This window comes from Serratia bockelmannii (assembly GCF_051803255.1).
GTDB classification, from domain to species: Bacteria; Pseudomonadota; Gammaproteobacteria; order Enterobacterales; family Enterobacteriaceae; genus Serratia; species Serratia bockelmannii.
Map to the genome: position 1 here is coordinate 651060 of NZ_CP196512.1, position 21327 is coordinate 672386.

Consider the following 21327-nt stretch of genomic DNA (forward strand, 5'->3'; position numbering starts at 1 on the left):
CTATAGTGGTGGCGAACAAGACAGTCCGCCACACCAGGGCATTCCTCCGGGCAGCGTCTGGCTGCCCCCCCCTATAACGACAAGCGCTCACCCAACCGGCTTCGGCCGGTTTTTTCGTTTTGGCTTGAGGCTGATATCTCACGGCGGGCGAAGGGGACGAGGTCGTGCCGATATCGCCTCTGTGACACAGGGGTTTTCACGGATTTTTTTTGAAACAAAGGCACGTTTGGCAACTGACGGTCCCGTGATTCAGACTTATCCTTTCACGTTTGCTTTTTTTATAGTGGAAAATGTCGGTATTTTCTGAGGTTTATTATTTTTGTTTTATAACGAGGTGGTATGGGCCAGCGGAGGTATTTGACGCAGTCCGAAGTGGAGCGGCTGTTGCAACAGGCAAGGGAGGGTGAGAACGCCGAGCGGGATTATTGCTTGATTTACATGAGTTTTATCCACGGCTTTCGCGTCAGCGAGGCCTGCGGCGTGCGTCTGTCTGATTTGGACTTGCGGGGGCGCTGTCTGTATATCCGGCGAATAAAAAACGGGTTTTCCACCAACCATCCGCTACTGAAGGACGAACTGCGGGTCATCAGGGCCTGGCTGGCGGTGCGGGCGTCTTTGCGCGGGGCAGACAGCGACTGGTTGTTCCTGTCGCGGCAGGGGAACCCGCTGACGCGACAGCGGGTGTACCAAATCATCAGTCAGTTGGGCAAGGCAGCCGGTATTTCCGTGGAGTCACACCCGCACATGTTGCGCCATGCCTGCGGATTTGCGTTGGCCGACCGGGGTATTGATACGCGGTTGATACAGGACTACCTGGGGCATAAGAACATTCGGCATACGGTACGGTATACGGCGAGCAATGCAGAACGGTTCGAAGGGGTATGGCATCGCGCAAAAAACAAGCGAAAGAGTGGTCAGTTAGGACCAAAGTGTAAAGTAGTATATGTAAATCGTTGAAAAAAACCACACCGCCCACCTAAAAAAGTTCAATATTTTTTACCTCCTCTTACTTTTCAATGACATCCATCCATCGCATTGGCTGGCGCCCGGTCCGTTAACGGGCCTGTTGACGCGCGCTAATGGTGACGCACCCAAGGACGGAATGGCGGGTGCGCCGTGCGTTTTGCTGCCATTTTAGTCCCTTGTGTCAATAAAGTTATTCATTTCGATATTTTTCTCTATCAAACCCAATTCCCACCATCCCTTCTGTTGACTAGTCAAAATGGTCCTAATTGTAAAGTTCTTTGCGTGTTTTTCCAGCAAAGGGCGGGGCTGTCCATCGCTGCGCAATACGACCCCGCCTCGCGCCGGGTCGTGCGGTAGCCATGACGGCCCGCGGTAATGTGCTTGCCCGCCCTGCACCCGACAGGCGGTCAGGCGACGGAGTGGTGAACAAAAGGGAGGGGCACGCGCCGTCCTGAGCCAGGGGTTGGCCGCCGGGCGGTGCGCAAAACAGGGTTTTTCGCAAGCAGCGACAAAAAACGAGAGGGCTTGACCACAGGGAAGTCCTTTGAACAACACTTACATTCCATTGGTGAAAATAATGAAAAGCAAACCTACGGACGTCTCTTTGCGTCGGTGGCGAGCGCTGACCTGGATAAACATCGGTATCCAGGCCTGCTTCCCGCTGGCAGTGAGCTTTACCCCGACGATAGCGGCTGCGAGCAGCCTTCTGCAGAAGTCTGCGCCTGCGCAGACGCAGGCCTATACGCTGACGACGGGCGAAACGGTGGCGACGGTCGCCAAAAAATACAACATCAGTCAGGCGGAGCTGCGCAAGCTCAATCAGTTCCGCAGTTTTGCGCACGGGTTTGACCACCTGAAGGCCGGCGACGAACTGGATGTGCCGGCGGCACCCCTCCAGGTCGGGAATGGCGCGGCACCCGTTCAGCCGAACGGTGACGCACAGGCGGCGCGGGTGGCCGGTGTGGCATCGCAGGCCGGGAATTTCCTGGCCAACAACCCCAATGGGGAGGCGGTTGCATCGATGGCGCGCGGCATGGCCATGGGCGAGGCCACGAAGGAGGTGCAGGCATGGATGAGCCAGTTCGGCACCGCGCGCGTGCAACTGGATGTCGACCAGCATTTCTCGATGAAAAACTCGCAGTTCGACCTGCTTATTCCGCTCTATGAACAGCAGGACTGGCTGGCCTTCACTCAGGGAAGTTTTCATCGCACGGACAGTCGCACACAGGCCAACGTGGGCCTTGGGGTGCGCTGGTATAATGACGGCTGGATGCTGGGCGGCAACACCTTCCTTGATCATGACCTGTCTCGCGCGCATTCGCGGATGGGGGTGGGGGTGGAGTACTGGCGTGACTACCTGAAGTTGGGGGCCAACAGCTACATGCGCCTGACCAACTGGAAGGACTCGCCTGACCTGGATGAAGGTACGTACGAAGAGCGACCGGCCAATGGCTGGGATATCCGCGCGCAGGCGTGGCTGCCGGCGCTGCCGCAGCTGGGCGGCAAGCTGGTGTACGAGCAGTATTACGGCGATGAAGTGGGGCTGTTCGGCAAAGACAAGCGCCAGAAAGACCCGCACGCCTTTACGCTGGGCCTTGAGTATACGCCTGTGCCACTGGTGTCGCTCAGCGCCGAGCAGCGCCAGGGTAAGGGGAGCGAGAACGATACCCGCTTTGGCGTGGAAATGCGCTATCAACTGGGCGTGCCGTGGCAGCAGCAGGTCAACCCGGATGCGGTGCAGGCGATGCGCAGCCTGGCAGGCAGCCGGCATGACCTGGTTGAGCGTAACAACAACATCATCCTGGAGTACCGCAAGAAAGAGGCTATCAGCCTGCGTACGGCACCGCTGGTCACCGGCTACGCCGGGGAGAAAAAATCTCTGGGCGTGACCGTCAACAGCAGCAACGGCGTGGACCGCATTGACTGGTCGGCGCCAGCATTGCTGGCCGCCGGCGGTAAAATCGTACAGGACGGCCCGCTGGCATACAGCGTGGTGTTGCCGGACTACCAGTTCACTCAGGGGGTGAACAACTACACCGTCAGCGGTGTGGCGGTGGACAAAAAGGGCAATCGCTCCGGTGCGAGCGAGACGCAGGTCAGCGTGCACACCCCGGATATCGATGAGAAGACCAGTACCTTTACGCCGCTCAACAGTACGCTGTCGGCGGACGGAAAGAGTACGCAGGTACTGACACTGAGCGTCAAGGATGCGAAAGGTAATGCGGTGGACCTGCCGCAGGCGGACATTCACATGACCGTCGGCACGCTGAAGTCTGCCACGGTCTCGGCGGTGGACAAGACGGCTGCCGGCGTCTACACGGTGACAGTGACCGCCGGGACGGACAAAGAGACGGTTGTCCTGACGCCAACGGTGGGTGATGTGAAACTTGACCCGGCCCGGGTGGTTATCAGCGGCGTGGCACCGAGCTCGACCAACTCGACCATTGACATCAACAAGGGCAGCATCACGGCGAATGGCGTGGACAGCGCGACCATTACGTTCGAGGCGAAGGACAGCAACAACAACCCAATCCCGGGCATTGCTGACGACATCACCTTCCAGGTGGTGGACAAGGATGGCAATCCGGCGCCGGCGGGGACCATTACCGTCTCGAAGGCAACGGAAATCACCCCGCCGGGCACGTACACGGCGACACTGACCGGTGAAAAGGCCGGGGAGTACACGGTGATACCGCAGTACGACGGCAGCGCAGTGGGCAACATGAACGATAAGATTGAGCTGAAGGCGGATGAGACGCCGGACGCCGGTCAGGGCAACTCGACGATAGCGGCGGCGCCGAAGAGCATTGCGGCGGACAACGCTGCGACGTCGACGCTGACGTTCACGGCGAAGGACAAGAAGGGCAACCCTATCACCGACCTGACTGCGGTAACGTTCGTGGTCAAGGACGCGAGCGGCAACGTGCCGACCAGCGGTATCACGGTGAGCACGACCACCAATGCGGGCAACGGCACCTACACGGCAACCCTGAGCGGGACGCTGGCGGGGGTCTACACCGTCACGCCGTTCAACAACAGTGTCGCGGTGGGGGCATTGTCTGACACGGTGACGCTGACGGCAGGGACCACCCCGAGTGGCACCAACTCGACCATCGGCATCAACAAGGACAGCATCACGGCGAATGGCGTGGACAGCGCGACCATTACGTTCGAGGCGAAGGACAGCAACAACAACCCAATCCCGGGCATTGCTGACGACATCACCTTCAAGGTGGTGGACAAGGATGGCAATCTGGCGCCGGCGGGGACCATTACCGTCTCGCCTGCAACGGAAATCACCCCGCCGGGCACGTACACGGCGACACTGACCGGTGAAAAGGCCGGGGAGTACACGGTGATACCGCAGTACAACAACAGTGCAGTGGGCGACATGAACGATAAGATTGAGCTGAAGGCGGATGAGACGCCGGACGCCGGTCAGGGCAACTCGACGATAGCGGCGGCGCCGAAGAGCATTGCGGCGGACAACGCTGCGACGTCGACGCTGACGTTCACGGCGAAGGACAAGAAGGGCAACCCTATCACCGACCTGACTGCGGTAACGTTCGTGGTCAAGGACGCGAGCGGCAACGTGCCGACCAGCGGTATCACGGTGAGCACGACCACCAATGCGGGCAACGGCACCTACACGGCAACCCTGAGCGGGACGCTGGCGGGGGTCTACACCGTCACGCCGTTCAACAACAGTGTCGCGGTGGGGGCATTGTCTGACACGGTGACGCTGACGGCAGGGACCACCCCGAGTGGCACCAACTCGACCATCGGCATCAACAAGGACAGCATCACGGCGAATGGCGTGGACAGCGCGACCATTACGTTCGAGGCGAAGGACAGCAACAACAACCCAATCCCGGGCATTGCTGACGACATCACCTTCAAGGTGGTGGACAAGGATGGCAATCTGGCGCCGGCGGGGACCATTACCGTCTCGCCTGCAACGGAAATCACCCCGCCGGGCACGTACACGGCGACACTGACCGGTGAAAAGGCCGGGGAGTACACGGTGATACCGCAGTACGACGGCAGCGCAGTGGGCAACATGAACGATAAGATTGAGCTGAAGGCGGATGAGACGCCGGACGCCGGTCAGGGCAACTCGACGATAGCGGCGGCGCCGAAGAGCATTGCGGCGGACAACGCTGCGACGTCGACGCTGACGTTCACGGCGAAGGACAAGAAGGGCAACCCTATCACCGACCTGACTGCGGTAACGTTCGTGGTCAAGGACGCGAGCGGCAACGTGCCGACCAGCGGTATCACGGTGAGCACGACCACCAATGCGGGCAACGGCACCTACACGGCAACCCTGAGCGGGACGCTGGCGGGGACTTACACCGTCACGCCGTTCAACAACAGTGCTGCGGTGGGCAGCTTGTCTGACACGGTGACGCTGACGGCAGGGACCACCCCGGACGCCACCAAGTCGACGTTCAGTGCCGACCCGAGCGCCATCATCCCGGACGGCCAGGACAGCACCACGCTGACCCTGCACCTCCAGGACAGTTACGGCAACGCCATCACCGGTCTGACCAACGTGACGTTCGCAGCCACGCCAGCAGCGACCGCATCGCTGAGCACGACGACGGATGCGGGTAACGGCAACTACACGGCCACGATGACCAGTACGGCCGCGGGCAGCTATACGGTGGTGCCGCGTATCAACGGGACGCCGATAAGCGGCCTGAGTGATACCGTTAACGTGGCCACTGTCGCGACCGACGTACAGGACATCCTGGTGAACAACTACACCTTCGCGAAGGACGCGGGGTTCCCGAAAACCGGGTTCACCGGCGCGAAGTTCACGGTGCAATTGAACGGTGGTCAGCCGGACGATTACACCTGGACCTCCAGCGCCTCAAGCTGGGCACCGGTTGACCCCAATGGGGTGGTGACGTTCACCGCAAAAGGGAACAGCACCCCGGTCACCATCACGGCCACGTCGAAGGCGGATGCGAGCAAGGCATTTGCGTACACCTTCACATTGAACGACTGGTACATCAACAATGGGTCAACAGTGCTGAACTGGTCAGCGGCCGACGCCTATTGCAACAGCCAGGGTGCCGCGTTGCCGGGCATCGCGCAACTCGGTGGGTCGCAAGGCATCTCCGGTCTGCTAAACAGCCGCGGCGAGTTAGGCTCTCTGTGGAGCGAGTGGGGCAATCTGACCACGTACACAGGCTCGGGCTTCCCGAGTAGCGGCCTCACCTGGACGTCCGAGGCCGGCAGTAGCGGTAGCCACTACTACGTCAACCTGACCACGGGCAACGTCAGCAACTTCAACGACAGCGGCAGCCTCTACGTGGCGTGTCGGCAGGGTCTTTAATTTTTAGCTTTTAGATTTTAACCTTGGTTTTTTGGTTTTCCCTCGACCGACCCTTTGGGGTCGGTCGATCACGACAAAGGAGTCAGCATGAATATCGGAGAAAAATTGGCGCTCAGCGCGAGACAAGGTAAAATAACCTTATTAAGGGAGGGAATGTTCCTGCGCTGCTATGAAGAGTCACTCTATACGTTGGTTCATAGTGCATACCCCACATTGAATATCCTCAGTAGAACGTTTAAAAATTTAAATGGCCGTCGCGTATTGTATGGAGGATTTCCCGAATCACAGTTAAATAAAATGTTTCCCGATGCTGTTGAAGTGGCGTGGGGGCATGAATGCGGCTGCTATGATATAGATAGGGATAAATATCGCGTTTGGTGGGATGAGGTTGCACATAAAATAACGGAACGGGATATTGAGCGCGGCAATGAAGGCGTGCAGATTTTACTTGATGTTGAATGCTGTCGTTTTTTGGCATCCTGGCAGCCCGAGGCTTTCCCCGCAGCGGTTGATGCGGGATTTATTGCCGCAATAAAGAAAAAAGCGGGGCGTAATTTATTAATGAATGAGTCATGGAGACGGGATTGAGCAGTGGTGCAGAGGGTGCATTAGGGTCTGTATCGCCAAGGCGTAACAGAAATATGCCATGAAAGAAGACCGACCCACCCCACGGCCTCCTATCGGTGAGGGCGTTACAATGGGGCGAACTTCGAAAGAGGGTAAGCTGATATCAAGAGGGTGGGTAAGTGAGCGCCGGGCGTGAGTTAGGCTCGGGCTTCCCGAGTAGCAACAACACCTGGACGTCCGAGGCCAACAGTAGCGGTAACCACTACAACGTCAACCTGACCACGGGCAACGTCAACAACAACAACGACAGCAACAGCAACAACGTGGCGTGTCGGCAGGGTGTTCTTACCTTCTGCACTGCTGCATAATCCAGTCTTGTTTACAGTATTTTTTAATACGCACGGCACCATAGTTGGCATCAGCCGGAATAAGCCATATTTTTAGCAAGCCGGCATGACGATGCCATATTTGCTTGCGAAGGCGCCAATGTTGCGTGTGTTGCATCATACCAAGATAGCTATTAATGACGGACTGGATTTGAGTGAGCAGTGCATATGACGGTGTGATGGGGACACCGTCATGATAAACCGCCCAATTTCGCGTGAAGGTTTCAGAATCTGTACGCGAGTGCTTAGTGAGGCCCCCCGACAGTAGCTGATTAAAGAAATCGAGTCGATAAATGAATCGGTGAACGTTACGATTTCTCATGTGGAGATGGTGGGGATAAACGCGATACCCTAAATAATCTGCGCCTTGACAGCACTTTTGAATGCTTTGTTTTGTAGGATGTAAAGTGAGATTCAATTCGTTTGTGCAGTATGACGCAATAAGCGTTCGCCATTGGGACATTGTTTTTGATGAGTGGCCGAGTAAAAACAAATCGTCCATATAACGAACATAGCCTTTAGCTTTAAGTGAGTGCTTGATGAAATGGTCCAGGGGACTCAGCCATAAGTTGGCGAACATTTGACTTGCTGAAGACCCCAACGGGAGCCCTTTGTCACGCCCTGCGCCAAGCAAGGTTTTGTGCGGGGGAATCGTACTGAGTAATTTCCTGTCACCAGAAAGGGTCCACGTGCATTGCGCCACGGGGTGAAGAATACACCGTTCTAAAATAAAATTCAGTGTTTCATAGAGGGGGCTTTCTGATAGGTAGCGCTGCGTGATAGATTTACATTGGGCAAGTAATGGATTGCGCGGTATCGAGTTAAAAAAATTCTGAATATCTAACTGAAGGTAATACTCGTGGTCAGGTTGACGCATGAATCGTTGAACTCTTTGCACGGCAGCCAGCGTACCTTTGCCTTTCCTGTTTGCGAATGTATCATCAATGAGTATGCGCTCGACATAGGGATTGATGTGGTGCACAAGCCAGCATTGCACAAGTCTGTCACGAAATGAAGGGGCATAGATTTCTCTCAGTTTTGGATCTGTTACAGCGAAACGTGAATAAATGGAAGGTTCGTAACAGTGGGTGCTGATTTCTTGCGCCAACGCTCGGCATGTTTGGGATATTGTTTCTGTGTTTAGCGATTTATGTATGCTCTTTCCCATTTTTACGACGCACAGTAAAAGCTCATAGTTGATTTTTTCTGAGAGTGATGACGTGAAAGCCATATTTAAGCATCCTAAGGTCTATGATGATTTATTGAGGTTTTACAAAGCATATTGGATTGTGCATAAGCATCTTCCTCGCTCGTTTAAAATAACGACGGGAGATGTCATATTGCAAACTATAACGACCTGTATAAAAGGCGTCATTACGGCTAACTATTTAGATAAGAATAATGCAGAGCAGCGGCTCTTGTCGGGCGATTCTCTGGGGCAAGTTCGAACGCAATTGGTTATTGCTCGTGGTTTGTTGACGGTAGGCTGGGATATGCGTTTCATTTCACACGGTTCATTTATGCAATTAACAAGTCAGTTGGATGGGATTGAAAAACAAGTCACACGATGGCAAGCCTGGTTTTTGCAGGTGTCATCCGTGGAATAGTAGCCCGATTATATTTAAGACAGGGGCCGCAATCCTCTAATTGGCCGCCCACTAATCGGTTGCTTTATTGCCGTTCGCAAGCATTTTACTTCTCATGTCAATAGGCTGCACACGTGTTTTTATTATTTTATTCACTGAAGGAAGTCAGTCCGCCATCGCGGGTGGTTATCAAGCAATATAAAGGAGTAAAACATGACGCAACAAGATAATACACGCCAAACTACGCCCCCTCTTCCCTCTTCCGACGATACGGCCAGCGCCGGCCGGCGTGTTGCGCCACGCCAATCCAATCACGAGAGCTACGTGCTGCCGGCGTGCCTCGACCATCTCCCGCCCATGCCGCTCTATCTGGCGGTGGCGCACTTTGGGTTGGTGATGGGAAAACCCCTGTCACGGGAGATGATTTGCCAGGCTTTCCAGCTCGATACGCGCCGGGCATTGGAGATTATGCGTTATTTGCTCAACGGTGCGCCCCGGGTGACCTGCAAATGCCTGTCCCTGATGAAGGGTCAGGGCTATTGCCTGCGTATTTTGGCGATAGCCACACCGGAACAGTCTGTTGCTGAAACAACGTCCTCGCAAACGACAGTGCGGCTACGCGGGAGTACCGCAGAACGTGAACAGGCGCAGCAACGGTTGCGCCAGTGGTTTTTACGACGCCCCTTATCTTGAAAGAGGGGCCCGCGCAGGATAAAGGCGGGCAGAGAAATGATGGAGGATGACGATGGGGATGTGGTCGTGGTTACTGTGGCTGAGTCTGAGCGTGCTGTTGCTGGGTGGCATGTTATTGCTGTCACCGAATGCGGTTGTTAAGCCGTGCCCGGCGAGGTTTATCCCTGGGGTTTGGCGCTTTATACGCGGCGATATGGCCGTGGAGGGCACGGTACGCATAGGGTTAGGCCTGGGGGGCGCAGGGGGCTGGCTCTGTGCTGCTGGTCTACTGGCCTCTGACTGGACGCGCAGTTTGCTGGTTGTGGGGGCCGGGGCGCTGGTGCTGATTGCGTTGTTTAATGCCGGACGTAAGGGGGCACAGACCCTGATGGAGTTGGCCGTCTTGTCGGCGTTCCAGGGGGCTGGTTGGGTGGTGCTGGTGCTGATTGTGCTGCAGTTGTATGGGCTGTCGCCGCGGTAATAAGCATCAAGGCGCATCTGAAAAGGCCAAGGGGAGGGAAGGTTGTGAGGCTTGATAAAAACGGGTTGTACTGTCAAGGGACGATAACGGGCATTCGCGGGCCTCTCTCGCCCAATGGGCTGATTACCGTCGTCGATCCCTGTCCTTACGGGCGACTGGGACTGCAATCCCTTCTGACCCCGCCAACGACGGCCCGGGGAGCGGCTCCCGTTGACGCCTATGAACGGGTCGAAAGGGCGTTGGCGGCGATGAAAGAAAACAGGGGCAACCCGCGTGGCGCACCCGGCCCAAAACATTGCCTGATTGTGCGGTTGTCGAGATATCCGGCGCAGGCGTTACAACAACTGCTGCAATTGGATGACGAAGCACTGGCTCTCGCCGGGGTGGAACGCCTGATTGTGCTTTCCCCATTTGAAGTCAATAACGTAGTGCGCCAGGCCCTGATATGTTGCGGCATCCACTTACCGCTTCGGATCATCAGTGTGCGCAGCCCACTGGCGTTGTTACAGCGGATCGTGTGGTCAGAGGGGACATTGTTGCAGGCGGGGAAGGACGAAGGGTTGCCGCAGATGCCGGCGCTGTTGTTGTCGCCCTGTGAGCGCAGAGTGATGTCCAACACGTTGTTGGAAATACCCATCCCTCAGCAGGCATGGCAGCAACGCCGTAAGTCGAAAACGCTGTACGCGCAGCGGCATAGTGCGTTGTTAAAGTTCCGGGCCTCAGGGCTGGCGGCCTTGTTGCGCCAGCTCCGGCCGATATGTAGAGATAAATGTACACAAATAGAGGAAAAGGGATGAAAGAAAAACCACCGGTACGATATGCGCTGACCACGCCCCACCGAGACCCAATGTTATCGCCCGGGCTGAGCGTGGTGTTATTGCCGACGTGGGAGGGCAGTGATGATGTGCCGAAGGGAGAGCAGGGATGAGGAACGGTTCAGGGAAAGGCGCTTGCGACATGGACACGCCATTGCCGGTCATGCATGCCATGTCAACACCACGAGAACGTTCACGTGCGCTGCAGGAGCAGGCCGCAATTCTGGAGCGGGAAGGGGGGTTCGATGAGGCGGTACGCTACTGGCAGGCCAGCGGGGAGCTGGCGGTGACGGACGGTGAGCGTGACTGGTGCGAGGCGAGGGCGCTGTTTTGCCAAAAGCGCTGTCAGCGGGCGTAAGAGCGAACACGCATTATTTTCGGGGAAAATGGCACGTATTCTGAGCGGCAATTTGGCGAGTGGCGCTTCGGTTGGGGCATTATGCGACCGATGTGATGATGCAGCTGGAGAGGGGAGTGGGAGAATGCAAAGTGTGTGGAGCGGCAGGGCGTGGCGACGTCGATGCCGAAAATTGGGCGTGTTGAGTTGTCGATTCGTGTGGTTGAGCGTGGTCATCGTGAGCCTTGCGATATGGGCGCTGTTGCTGGGGTTCCTGGTATGGGTGATGTGAAGCCCCTTGTTATCTCTTCGACGCTGTTGATATTGGTTGTGTGACAACGGGGGGCTCGTTATTTGCAACTAAGGGGATAAGGGGAATTTTCTGTTTTCCACAAGGTGGCTATTTTTTTTTGCGTTGAGACCCTCTTTATTAATGCAGGTTTATCTTGGATAGAACGCATATTTGAGCGTTGGATGGGGCAATGCTGGCCTTTATTAAAATAAGAAGGGTGCTTCGTTTTTTATGGAAAATATCTTGTTTGCATAACTGAACGTCTTGGCTGAGGGCTGTTTGATATCTTGGTGTTGAGGCTTCTGCTTGCTATTTTTAATGTGATTGGTTGATTTTTGTTATTTCCTTTTCTCATTTCATGGTGGACATTTATTGGTTTATTTCGGCTCGTCTGAATGATTCAGGTCGGAATGGCCGGTCGACGTTGTACGGTGTTCGATGGGAAATAAACGTCGCGGGAGCGATTCTTATCGGTAATAGCCCGTGTGGTGTATTTGTTTTGCTCATAGTGCCTTGGTTGCTTATCAAGGGAAGCACAACCGAAAGCGAGTCACTATTCGCCGCTCTTGGTGTGGCGCGTTCTTTCAGGGAAATAGTGATGTTAATACAACAAAATAAGTCAACCGTCACGGCGAACAGGGCAGGCTTATTGAGCGTGCCTGGCGACTCGTCGTCGCCAGGCACCATCACCTGACAGTGGAAAGACAGCATCAGCGCCATGTGTTGTGGTGCGCGGTTACAACAGAAAGTTGAGCGTGGCTCAGGCTATATTCCGGCGTCATGAATGGCGACGCGTTTGAATAAAAAGGGAGGTCGCTCATGAGCAACGTCAGTATCGGTTTGGTCTGTGTCGCCTTGTGTGGACAGGCTTGCGTGGGCGCAGATCAATCCGTCCCATATCGGCGCGCAGAAAACGGGGAAGCCGTCTTCTGCGCTTAATAATGTCGCCGTTCGGCCAGTGACGCCGGTGGGAGTGGTGGGCTATGTCTTCGGCGTCGGGAATAACCCGGCGGCTTGCAGGAGGAAGATGGGGTATGGCAGCAGGGGTTAGCAAGGGGCATCACGGTACGGCCGGGCCTGAGCGTCAATCCACCTACGGCGAATATCATCTGCCAGCCGGGTTGCAGCTGGCCGCGACGGTCCCGCTGTATCAGGCGGTGGCGGTTTGGGGATGGCGATTGCGGCGGCCTTTTTGTCGCGAAGAGCTGGCGAAGGCATTTCATCTCGAGTTACGCCGCGCGGGGGATGTGATGTCTTACATCCGGCGTGCGCGCCCGGACCGTATCGCGAGTCGCCAGTTTTATTCCCGTGCATCCAGCGGCGGGCGCCTGCGTTATCTGCACATTATCGCAAAACCGCGGATAGAGGGGCTCCCGGTGTCGGAGACGCCGGTGCATCTGACACCTCAGGCTCCCCCCGACGGTACGGATACGGCGCCGTTACCGGCATTGCGGCGTTGGTTTATCGGTGGCGCGAGAGGGAACTTGCCGTGATATCCGCAGTGATGTCCGCCTTGCTGGTTGCCTTGCGTTGTCCGCATTCCCCTTCAGGGCGAACGGGCTGGCGGGCGCACTGGTGTCGGTTGCGCCGCCTCCCGCCAGGCGGGGGGCGGTGGTTGATGGGGGGCGGGGTGATGGCGCTGTGCCTGGTGGTCTGGTATCGGGCTGGCGGCCCGGATGCGTTGGGGGAGTGGATCTCCCGCATTGCGCATGCGGCGCTGGTGCTGGCACCCGCTATTCGGTGATGGCGTCTCATCAGGGGTATTGAGGCGGTGGTACGGCGTGCTGGCACGGCCATTTGGCCGCCGCGACAAAGGAGGGGGACATGACGGCACGGAAGGTGGAGGAAGAGGGCAAGAGGGGGCGGCGGCGACTGCCTGGCGTTCGCTGCACCTGGTGGGGCGTCGCGCTTGGGTGCCTCGCGGCATGGGGTCTGGTCGCGATGGTTATCCTGGCGGCCTTTTGGCGCCCCCGAGCCGCGGCCCGGCCACCGCCTCCCCGGGCCAACGGCGGTGCGGCGGCAGGTCATGAAACAACACACAACTAATGATGATGGAGAAACACTCGATGAAACACTGTGCACGTTACACCATGCTGGCAGCCCTGGTGTTGGGGGGGACCCTGTCGCCGCTGAGTCAGGCGGCGATGGCCGATGGGGATACCTCGGTGAGCGTGGGGGCCGGCCTTGCCGTGGCACCGGCCTATCAGGGGGCCTCTCACTATGTGGCCTTGCCGTTGTATGACCTGGAAGGGCACGTAAAAACGGACAACTGGGGCGCGTTCACGCTGGGGGTTATCCGTGGCGCGCGCTGGGACCTGCCGGTCCCGTCGCCGTTTGGGGTGGCATTGCTGATGGATTATGACTATGGCCGCAAGGAGCGTATCAGCGGGCTCGGCAGTCACGATGACCATCTGCGCGGGATGAGTGACCTGGGCGGTTCGCCGGAGGTCGGTCTGGAGTTGAGCTACCTGATGAACCCGGTACGCGTTTACGTGAAGGGCATGAGCGCGACCCGCGAGCGCCATTACGGCGGTGAGGACCTGGGACGTACGGCGTACGTGGACTTTGGCGTGATGCGGGATTACGCGATAAATGACCAGGTGACGCTGGAGGGCAATGTGTTCGCGACCTGGGCCAACGGCGGGTACCAGCGGGGTTACTTCGGGGTGTCGCCGCAGCAGGCGGCTCGGACCCACTTTGCGGCCTACCGGCCGAAGGCGGGGATGAAGCAGTTCACCGCCAGACTGGCCCTGAATTACCAGTGGTCGCCGTCGTGGTCCTTCCAGGCCGGCGGCGAAGCGTACCGCTTGGCGGGGGATGCGGCCGACAGCCCGTTGGTGGACAAGGCGCTGGCGGGGATAGCCTTCATGAGCGCCAGCTATCGCTTTTAATGCCTGCGGCGGCGCCGTTTGTGTTCTCGCGCCGCCGTGACGGCACCTTTTGTTTTGCGAACATCTGTCGAGGTAAAGGAGGGCTACAGGGTGCAATCTTCGCGTCAAGGGTACCGATATGCCTTTATGGCCGTTAACGGCTTCGCCTGCCTGCTTCATGGGGATATTTTCTTCACGGGGGGTATTGATATCGCGCACATCGGATCCTCATTGGCCTTGTTGGCGTTGTCAATGACACCGTATTTAATCACCCTGGCGTGTTTTGTGTCCATGCGCCACAACGCAGGGGCGATGATAGGGGCCTGGGGGGCACTGGCATTGGATGGTAAGACTTATTACGACGTGTTTATTGCTCCATCGACCTCGACAGCGGCCATTGGTTTGCTCATCACGCCGACAGTGAATATTCTTTTTGTGAGTGTCTGTTGCGTATTGAGCCGTCATTTGACCCGTGTGTTTCGAACCTGATATTGCCGTGGCCGCACGAGGGAAAAACGCCTGGAGTAAATAGCGGTATATTTGAAAAACAGTTGACAATAATCCTCTCCCGTTAGGAATGTTAATCTATCCTTCGTGGATGATGTGAAATGTGTATTCCTTTGCGCTCCCCCTTACTGCCTGGTTTTTTAGCTGGTCGCTCCTTTTGGGGCGACATTTTTTTATGACATCCTCGACGGTGAATGTTGCTTCTGACAAGAATACCAAACGGAGCGGGTGAGTGATTAAGGTAATGATAATCGGGTTGTTGTTATTTTTTGCTTTTTTTGTCGGTATTCATGCTTTTCCTTGGGAGGAGAATGCGGCCATGGGCGATAAATTGATTCAGCAGCGCCAATCCGTCGGCAGTGATGTATTTACTGCGGGTGACTACAAGCCTGGGCTTTTAAAACATATCGTGCTGTTTAAATATAAAAAAACCGTCACGCAAGCACAGCGAGATGCGGTGACGGGTCGGTTTTTATCGCTCAAGCGCTCAATACGGCCGGGGGCCGATACACCTTATATTCTCTCTATTGTTGAGGGTGTGCAAAACAGTGGGGAAGGGGTGGATGGCGGATTTGAACAGGGATTTATTGTGACCTTTAAGTCGGAAGGTGACCGCAATTATTACGTGGGCAAACCTCTGGTAGATACAGAGGGGGACTACGATGAGGCCCATGACGCGTTCAAGCAATTTGTGGCGCCCCTGCTCAGTGACGATAACGGCGTCCTGGTGTTTGATTTTTCACTGAGGTGATGACGTCGGTGATGTGAGAGCTTCATGGAGAAAACACGATGAACAGAATGATAACGGTCCATACTTCGCTTGATGATACCCCCTTTCTTTTTCAATCATTGACCGGCAAGGAAGCCCTGTCATCGCTGTACACCTTCCATGTCGACGTGCTTTGCGAAACTCGTCCTGTCGACCCCAAGAAACTGCTGGGGCACACCCTGACGGTGGAATGTCGCCAAACCCCTCAGTGCCCACCACGCTATTTGTCGGGCATCATGACGCGGGTTGAGGTCAAGGGGCGGGGCAGGAACGACCGCTATGACCGCTATACCCTTACCGTTAAACCCGCCTTGTGGTCTCTGGGGCAGGGACGGGATTGCCGGATATGGCAAGAGAAAAGCGTGCCGGACATCATCACCACCCTCTTGCGTGAGCAGAATATTGCGTTTGAGAACCGCCTGAGCTGGGATTATCGGTGTTGGGAGTATTGCGTGCAATATCAGGAAAGCGACTTCGATTTTATCAGCCGCCTGATGGAGCATGAAGGTATCTATTACTACTTCCTGCACGATAACGGGAAACACACGCTGGTGCTGGCTGATGCACCCGAGCAGCACGAGGCGCTCAGGGGGTTTGCCACCTTCCCGTGTGTTGACGAGGCGGTGACCGATGTCCCCGAGTTGGGGATTGCACACTGGCGGGTGTTCGAGACGATGTCCGCGTCGCTGTATCTGACCGACGACTATGATTTTCGCCGGCCGCGTGCCAGCCTGCTGCAGGCGAGACAAAATCCCGCCTCTGGCGGCCAGCAGGATGCGGTCGTGTTTGACTGGCCGGGGCGGTATACCCGGCATGACGACGGGGCATTTTACAGTCGAATTCGCCAGCAGGAACTCGCCTGCATGCAAGCGCAGATGTCGGGGGAAACCCCGTCGCTGGGCATGGCGCCAGGGCATGCCTTTACCCTGACGCGGGCGGCGCGCCCGGAAGATAACCGGACCTATATCGTCAGCGGCGCGGAGTATTTTTTCAGTGAGGCCGGTTATTACAGTCAGGATGACGAAGCGGCGACACCGGTGCATCGCACGGCCTTTACCGCTCACCCGGCGGCCCTGCACTGGCGCCCTGCCCGGCAAACGGCCTGGCCGCGGACATACGGGCCGCAGACGGCGGAGGTGGTGGGGCCGCAGGGGCAGGCCATCTGGACCGATGAATACGGGCGCGTCAAACTCAAGTTCCGCTGGGACCGCCATCACGCCCCCGGCAATGACGAGGCCGCCTGCTGGGTGCGCGTGTCCAGTGCCTGGGCCGGATGGGGGTATGGCAGTCTCCAGGTACCCCGTGTCGGCGAAGAGGTTATCGTCGACTTTATCAACGGTGACCCGGACCGCCCCATCGTCACCGGCCGCGTGTATAACCAGGACAGCATGCCGCCGTGGGACTTGCCGGCGGATGCGACCAAAATGGGCTTCATGACGCGTTCTGCGGGCGGAACCCCCGAGAACGGCAGCTTCTTGGTATTTGACGATGCACCGGGGCGCGAGACGTTTGACATGCACGCCGAACGTGACATGAACATGAGTACCGAGCGTGACCTGACAGTGAATATCGAGGGGGCGCGGACCACGCGGGTGAAGGGTGAAGACAGTTACACGTTCGATGAGCGCCAGCACGTCCGTATCGCCAAGGGGCGGCAGGTTGATATCGCGGCGGGCGGTGATAACCGAGAGGTCACAGGGGACAGCACGACCACGGTGCACGGCAAGCAGACCGTTATCATTGACGGTGAACTGGTTGAGGAATACCGGGACGGGCAAACAACCACCGTCACCACCGGTGGCCAGACGCTGAAGATACACGCCGGTGGCCAAACGATAATCATCAGCGAGGGGGGCCGGTCCATTGACATCGTCGGGGATGCAAAAAAAAAGATAACCGGCAACGAGCGCGAGGACACGACGGGGGAATGGACGAAGTCGGTGGCGGGTACCATTAACATCCTGTCTGATGCGGATGTGAACATCAAAAGCGCCACGAAAATCACCCTGGATGCGCCCAATCAAAAGGCCACTACCGGCAAAGGGCACAGCGAAAGCTTTACCGGTCACTCTTTCAGCATGACGGGTGCCTCGGAAAGCGTTACCGGCAGCTCGGTCAGTTTTACCGGCTCATCTGTAAGCTTTACGGCGTCGAGTGTTTCGATGGGCATGTTCTCCATCAGTAACACGCCGTTTAAATTATCAAAACATGATAACCATCTTGAATTTGTCAGCGGTAATAAAACGCTTACCAGCACTCTTCTCTCTCTCAAGAGCGATTACAGTGCGTTTGTGAGCGCCCTGACGACGATTGCGTGAAGGGGAATGGTGTGGGTATGGTCAATGTCGCGCTTTGGTCAAATGTGGTCCTTACCCTGGTGTTGATGTTGCTGGTCATGATGGGAATATGGAATACCTGCCGTGCGGGCCGAGAAAATCAGGCCATTATGAAACATGGCAAGGAGGCCCGGGCGCTGATTGTGAATGCCACACCGCATAAGAGACAGGTGATTGTGGGAAAGGTGTCGGTGCAATTACAGCTTGCTTTTTCGGTCAAGGGCGAAGGGTATCACGTATTAAAGGATGTTATCGTTTCACCCTATTATATGGATGCGCTCAGGATTGGAAATCGAGTAGTTATTCGGTATCGGGAAGGGTATCCGAGAAGCATTGTTATTATGCAATATGTTGATAACTGAGCGTGATGGGCGCGTCTTTTTCGTGCTGAGTTTACCGTGTTTTAGCCTTGTTAACTGCAAGGTTTTATAAGATAAGTTTATGATATGCATTGTGTTGTTTGCATGGAGTTTGTGATGCCTGTCTGGGTTATGTGATATTTTGTAAAAAAGTATTTAAAATAAAATCATCCCTGTTACCTTCACTGGTCGGACCGCTATAAGACTAATCCTAAACGGCGAGGCAGTGATGAAACGCAAATATTTAACCGGGGATGAAATAAACAGTTTACTGAAAACCATTACCAAGGATAGGGTTTCTGTTCGTGATTATTGTATGGTCAGCATGGCATTTCTGCATGGTCTCAGGGTGAGTGAGCTGACGGCATTGCGACTCACGGATTACGACCCCCTATCCAGGAAGATTTACATCGCCCGACTCAAGGGCGGGATGAGTACCAGTCATCCCTTGTTGCCGGAGGAGAATGCGGCGTTGCAGGTCTGGCTTACCGAACGGCAGTCGCTTGCGGGACAACATCAGCCCTGGTTATTTTTGTCCCAGCGCGGGACGCGATTGTCACGACAACGGTTTTACCAGCTACTGCGGCGTTATGGCGAACGCGCGGGTTTGCCGCTGTCGCTGCATCCGCATATGTTGCGCCATGCCTGTGGATATAACCTTGCGGAGCGGGGGAACGATACGCGGTTGATACAGGATTATCTTGGGCACCGCAATATTCGTCATACCGTGCTTTATACGGCGGCGAATGCCATGCGGTTTAATCATGTTTGGCTCAAGGACGCAACTTTGCCGCTGATGTCGCCGTTGCAGGACGCGTTGCCTGTCGGCGTGCTGTGCAACGGTATTTGACGGTGACCTGGACACTGCGGCAACGAACCCGTCTGCCGAGGGCTTTGGTGGTTTTGTGACCGGCATGCAGTGATGTCTGGTCTTGAGAGTACGCCCGTCTCCCGCAGAGCGACAGGCGTGTTCAGGGAGGCCGGCGCCATGAATTTCTCTTGCCTGCAACGGGCGCGTCGACACGTCACGCACCTTGTTGTTAGTGCCGACGTCGATAACACCTGCTGATGAGAGCCTTGTATGAGACGACATGTTACCCTTTTTCCTCCCATCCTGGTCTGGATACTGACAGGCCTGGTGGCCAGGCCAGTGCTTGCCGCCTGGCCGGACGGGGCGTGTACCGCCCATCAACTGGAGGCGCAGTTTGTGGACCGGCAGGGTGGGCCCGCGGAGGTGTTGTTGGTACTGCGTAATCTGGGGGCGCAAGCCTGCCAGATGAACGTGTTGCCGCCCCTGACGTTCTATGGCGGGGACGGCGAGCAGCGTCTTGTCGGGGCGCAATACCCCGACCATCCGTCCGTGGCGTGGGTCACGCTGGCGCCGGGCGAGGCGGTCGCTGCGCCATTGGCCTGGGAAGAGAGAGACATTGAGCATGCGCACAACTGCATCACACCGTTGATGGCGGCGTTGAATTTACCCGGCGGGGCATTGCGATTGCTGTTTGGCCGTCAGATGTGTGCGACAGGGGGCTCACTTGTCGAGCTGACCCAGTGGCCATTGACGTCGTGGCCTGCGCAGGGGATGTCGGAGACGCCTTGAGAGACCGCATTGCGCTGACAACGCGACAGGGTTGATTTTTTTGACACGGAAGAGAGACGAAACGATGAACGTTTACGTGCAACGGGGTTTGATGGCCGGGGCGCTGATGCTGGTTGCTCTGGGGACGCATGCCGCGACGAAGTCGTTGCACTCACCCGCGAAGGGCGTGGTATGCGATGCGTATTTTTGTGCGAATGCGCAGGGGGTATCAACGGCGCTGACGGCCCGCTATCTGGGCAAGAAGAAAGGTGCGCAACTGGACGCGCAGGGGGCGTTTGATCGCACGGCGTTTACGTTTGCGAACGGGATATACTGTGACACGAAAGAAAAAGTGTGTCGCAATGACCGCTACTTTGGTGCTGACGGCAAGCCATCGGGGGCCATTGATGTGGTGACGACCGGGCAACTCTTTGGCGGATGAAGATTGAGCCGCCGCGGGCCGTTTTTACCGACGCTTGCGGCGGCCCCGAACGGGGTGAGGCTCACGGATGTGTTAGTACCGATGTCAAAACGTGTCATGCTGCGCTCTGCACTGCGCGGTGAAGGGCTGTGAAGGGTCAGGTGGAGAGTGTTAATCTGGTAAGATATTGAATGTAAATAATAAATCAAAAGGGTGAAGAGGGTGCACAGTTTTACGGTAAATCTTTTTTGGTGGGAGGTCGGAGGCAAAGGAAAGTGAGATTGGGGAGATTTTGTACTTGTTACGCTGGCGTGGTTTTATTGGTGTAGTTGTGTGTGTAGTTGATATTGGTATTTGAATTTTTATAACTAATATCAATTAGTTGAACTTGCTAAATTATTCCTATTATCAGCACCGGGTCGATCCGCAAGTGCCGATCGAAGACGTCGTCGGCACGATGGCGGATCTGATCCGCGAAGGCAAGATCCGCCATATCGGCCTGAGTGAGGCGTCGGTGGCCACGCTGGAGCGGGCGCACAAGGTACATCCGATCACGGCGCTGCAGACCGAGTATTCACTGTGGACGCGCGACGCCGAGCAGGGCGTGCTGGCGGCCTGTGAGCGCCTGGGCATCGGCTTTGTGCCTTACAGCCCGTTAGGGCGCGGTTTCCTCACCGGGGCTATCCGGCGGCCGGAGGATCTGGCCGAGGACGATTTCCGCCGAGGCAACCCGCGTTTCCAGGGGGAAAACTTCGCCCGCAACCTGGCGCTGGTGGAGAAGGTGGGCGAGCTGGCGGCGCAGAAGGGCGTCAAACCTTCGCAGCTGGCGCTGGCCTGGGTGTTGGCGCAGGGCGAGCACATCGTGCCGATCCCCGGCACCAAACGCCGTCGCTACCTGGAAGAGAACGTCGCGGCGGCGGAGATAACGCTGAGCGCGGCTGAGCTGGCGGCGATCGACGCGGTGTTCCCACTGAGTGCGGCGGCCGGCGAACGCTACGGCGCCGAGTCGATGACCTATATCAACGGCTAAAAAAAAGCGC

19 protein-coding genes and 1 pseudogene are annotated in these 21327 nt (G+C 56.6%); 19 read left to right on the forward strand and 1 reads right to left on the reverse strand.

Annotation, left to right across the window (positions count from 1 at the left end; genetic code table 11):
• The first annotated feature begins 339 nt into the window (after window positions 1–339).
• From ACSJLU_RS03065 to ACSJLU_RS03075, 3 genes are all read left to right on the forward strand, one after another.
• Window positions 340–957 carry a tyrosine-type DNA invertase gene (locus ACSJLU_RS03065; protein WP_260516164.1) on the forward strand — a complete coding sequence of 206 codons (618 nt, stop codon included), beginning with the start codon at window positions 340–342 and terminating at the stop codon, window positions 955–957.
• Between the two features lie 553 nt (window positions 958–1510).
• A complete protein-coding gene (locus ACSJLU_RS03070) occupies window positions 1511–6310 on the forward strand; it encodes an invasin domain 3-containing protein (RefSeq protein ID WP_439041054.1) in 4800 nt (1599 codons plus the stop codon).
• Between the two features lie 87 nt (window positions 6311–6397).
• The gene (locus ACSJLU_RS03075) at window positions 6398–6898 is read left to right on the forward strand and encodes a hypothetical protein (protein ID WP_319869590.1); all 501 of its coding nucleotides are present in this window, start codon (window positions 6398–6400) and stop codon (window positions 6896–6898) included.
• 324 nt (window positions 6899–7222) lie between these two features.
• On the opposite strand, the gene ACSJLU_RS03080 is transcribed toward ACSJLU_RS03075, so the two are convergent.
• On the reverse strand, window positions 7223–8494 hold the full coding sequence (locus ACSJLU_RS03080; RefSeq protein ID WP_319869592.1) for an RNA-directed DNA polymerase: 1272 nt from the start codon (window positions 8492–8494) through the stop codon (window positions 7223–7225).
• Here ACSJLU_RS03080 and ACSJLU_RS03085 point away from each other — a divergent pair.
• The 16 genes and pseudogenes from ACSJLU_RS03085 to ACSJLU_RS03160 form a co-directional block, all read left to right on the forward strand.
• On the forward strand, window positions 8484–8870 hold the full coding sequence (locus ACSJLU_RS03085) for a four helix bundle protein (RefSeq protein WP_260515947.1): 387 nt from the start codon (window positions 8484–8486) through the stop codon (window positions 8868–8870). The genes ACSJLU_RS03080 and ACSJLU_RS03085 overlap by 11 nt on opposite strands.
• 192 nt (window positions 8871–9062) lie before the next feature.
• Window positions 9063–9542: a CaiF/GrlA family transcriptional regulator gene (locus ACSJLU_RS03090; protein ID WP_260515946.1), complete on the forward strand. Its 480-nt coding sequence runs from the start codon at window positions 9063–9065 to the stop codon at window positions 9540–9542.
• Window positions 9543–9834: 292 nt separating this feature from the next.
• Window positions 9835–10002: a hypothetical protein gene (locus ACSJLU_RS03095; RefSeq protein ID WP_319869595.1), complete on the forward strand. Its 168-nt coding sequence runs from the start codon at window positions 9835–9837 to the stop codon at window positions 10000–10002.
• A gap of 248 nt (window positions 10003–10250) precedes the next feature.
• Window positions 10251–10799, forward strand: coding sequence for a hypothetical protein (locus ACSJLU_RS03100; protein WP_319869597.1), 549 nt, complete (start codon window positions 10251–10253; stop codon window positions 10797–10799).
• Between the two features lie 190 nt (window positions 10800–10989).
• Window positions 10990–11175: an ANR family transcriptional regulator gene (locus ACSJLU_RS03105; protein WP_439041055.1), complete on the forward strand. Its 186-nt coding sequence runs from the start codon at window positions 10990–10992 to the stop codon at window positions 11173–11175.
• 1305 nt (window positions 11176–12480) lie between these two features.
• Entirely contained in the window at window positions 12481–12939 is a 459-nt protein-coding gene (locus ACSJLU_RS03110; RefSeq protein WP_319869601.1) for a CaiF/GrlA family transcriptional regulator, read from the forward strand.
• A 125-nt stretch (window positions 12940–13064) separates the two neighbouring features.
• Window positions 13065–13190, forward strand: a complete 126-nt coding sequence (locus ACSJLU_RS03115) for a hypothetical protein (protein ID WP_260515938.1) — start codon at window positions 13065–13067, stop codon at window positions 13188–13190.
• Window positions 13191–13512: 322 nt separating this feature from the next.
• Window positions 13513–14337, forward strand: coding sequence for a MipA/OmpV family protein (locus tag ACSJLU_RS03120; RefSeq protein ID WP_439041056.1), 825 nt, complete (start codon window positions 13513–13515; stop codon window positions 14335–14337).
• A 90-nt stretch (window positions 14338–14427) separates the two neighbouring features.
• Window positions 14428–14805, forward strand: coding sequence for a hypothetical protein (locus ACSJLU_RS03125; RefSeq protein ID WP_439041057.1), 378 nt, complete (start codon window positions 14428–14430; stop codon window positions 14803–14805).
• Window positions 14806–15055: 250 nt separating this feature from the next.
• On the forward strand, window positions 15056–15574 hold the full coding sequence (locus ACSJLU_RS03130; protein WP_260515933.1) for a Dabb family protein: 519 nt from the start codon (window positions 15056–15058) through the stop codon (window positions 15572–15574).
• A gap of 38 nt (window positions 15575–15612) precedes the next feature.
• Window positions 15613–17910 (forward strand): type VI secretion system Vgr family protein, encoded by a 2298-nt coding sequence (locus ACSJLU_RS03135; RefSeq protein ID WP_439041058.1) that lies wholly within the window; start codon window positions 15613–15615, stop codon window positions 17908–17910.
• Window positions 17911–17921: 11 nt separating this feature from the next.
• On the forward strand, window positions 17922–18290 hold the full coding sequence (locus ACSJLU_RS03140; protein WP_439041059.1) for a hypothetical protein: 369 nt from the start codon (window positions 17922–17924) through the stop codon (window positions 18288–18290).
• Window positions 18291–18516: 226 nt separating this feature from the next.
• Window positions 18517–19137, forward strand: coding sequence for a tyrosine-type DNA invertase (locus ACSJLU_RS03145; protein ID WP_319869611.1), 621 nt, complete (start codon window positions 18517–18519; stop codon window positions 19135–19137).
• Between the two features lie 231 nt (window positions 19138–19368).
• Entirely contained in the window at window positions 19369–19887 is a 519-nt protein-coding gene (locus tag ACSJLU_RS03150; RefSeq protein ID WP_319869612.1) for a DUF4232 domain-containing protein, read from the forward strand.
• 64 nt (window positions 19888–19951) lie between these two features.
• Window positions 19952–20308, forward strand: a complete 357-nt coding sequence (locus tag ACSJLU_RS03155; protein WP_319869614.1) for a YcgJ family protein — start codon at window positions 19952–19954, stop codon at window positions 20306–20308.
• A 382-nt stretch (window positions 20309–20690) separates the two neighbouring features.
• Window positions 20691–21317 (forward strand): annotated as a pseudogene (locus ACSJLU_RS03160) (aldo/keto reductase); the annotation flags it as partial.
• Between the last annotated feature and the right edge of the window lie 10 nt (window positions 21318–21327).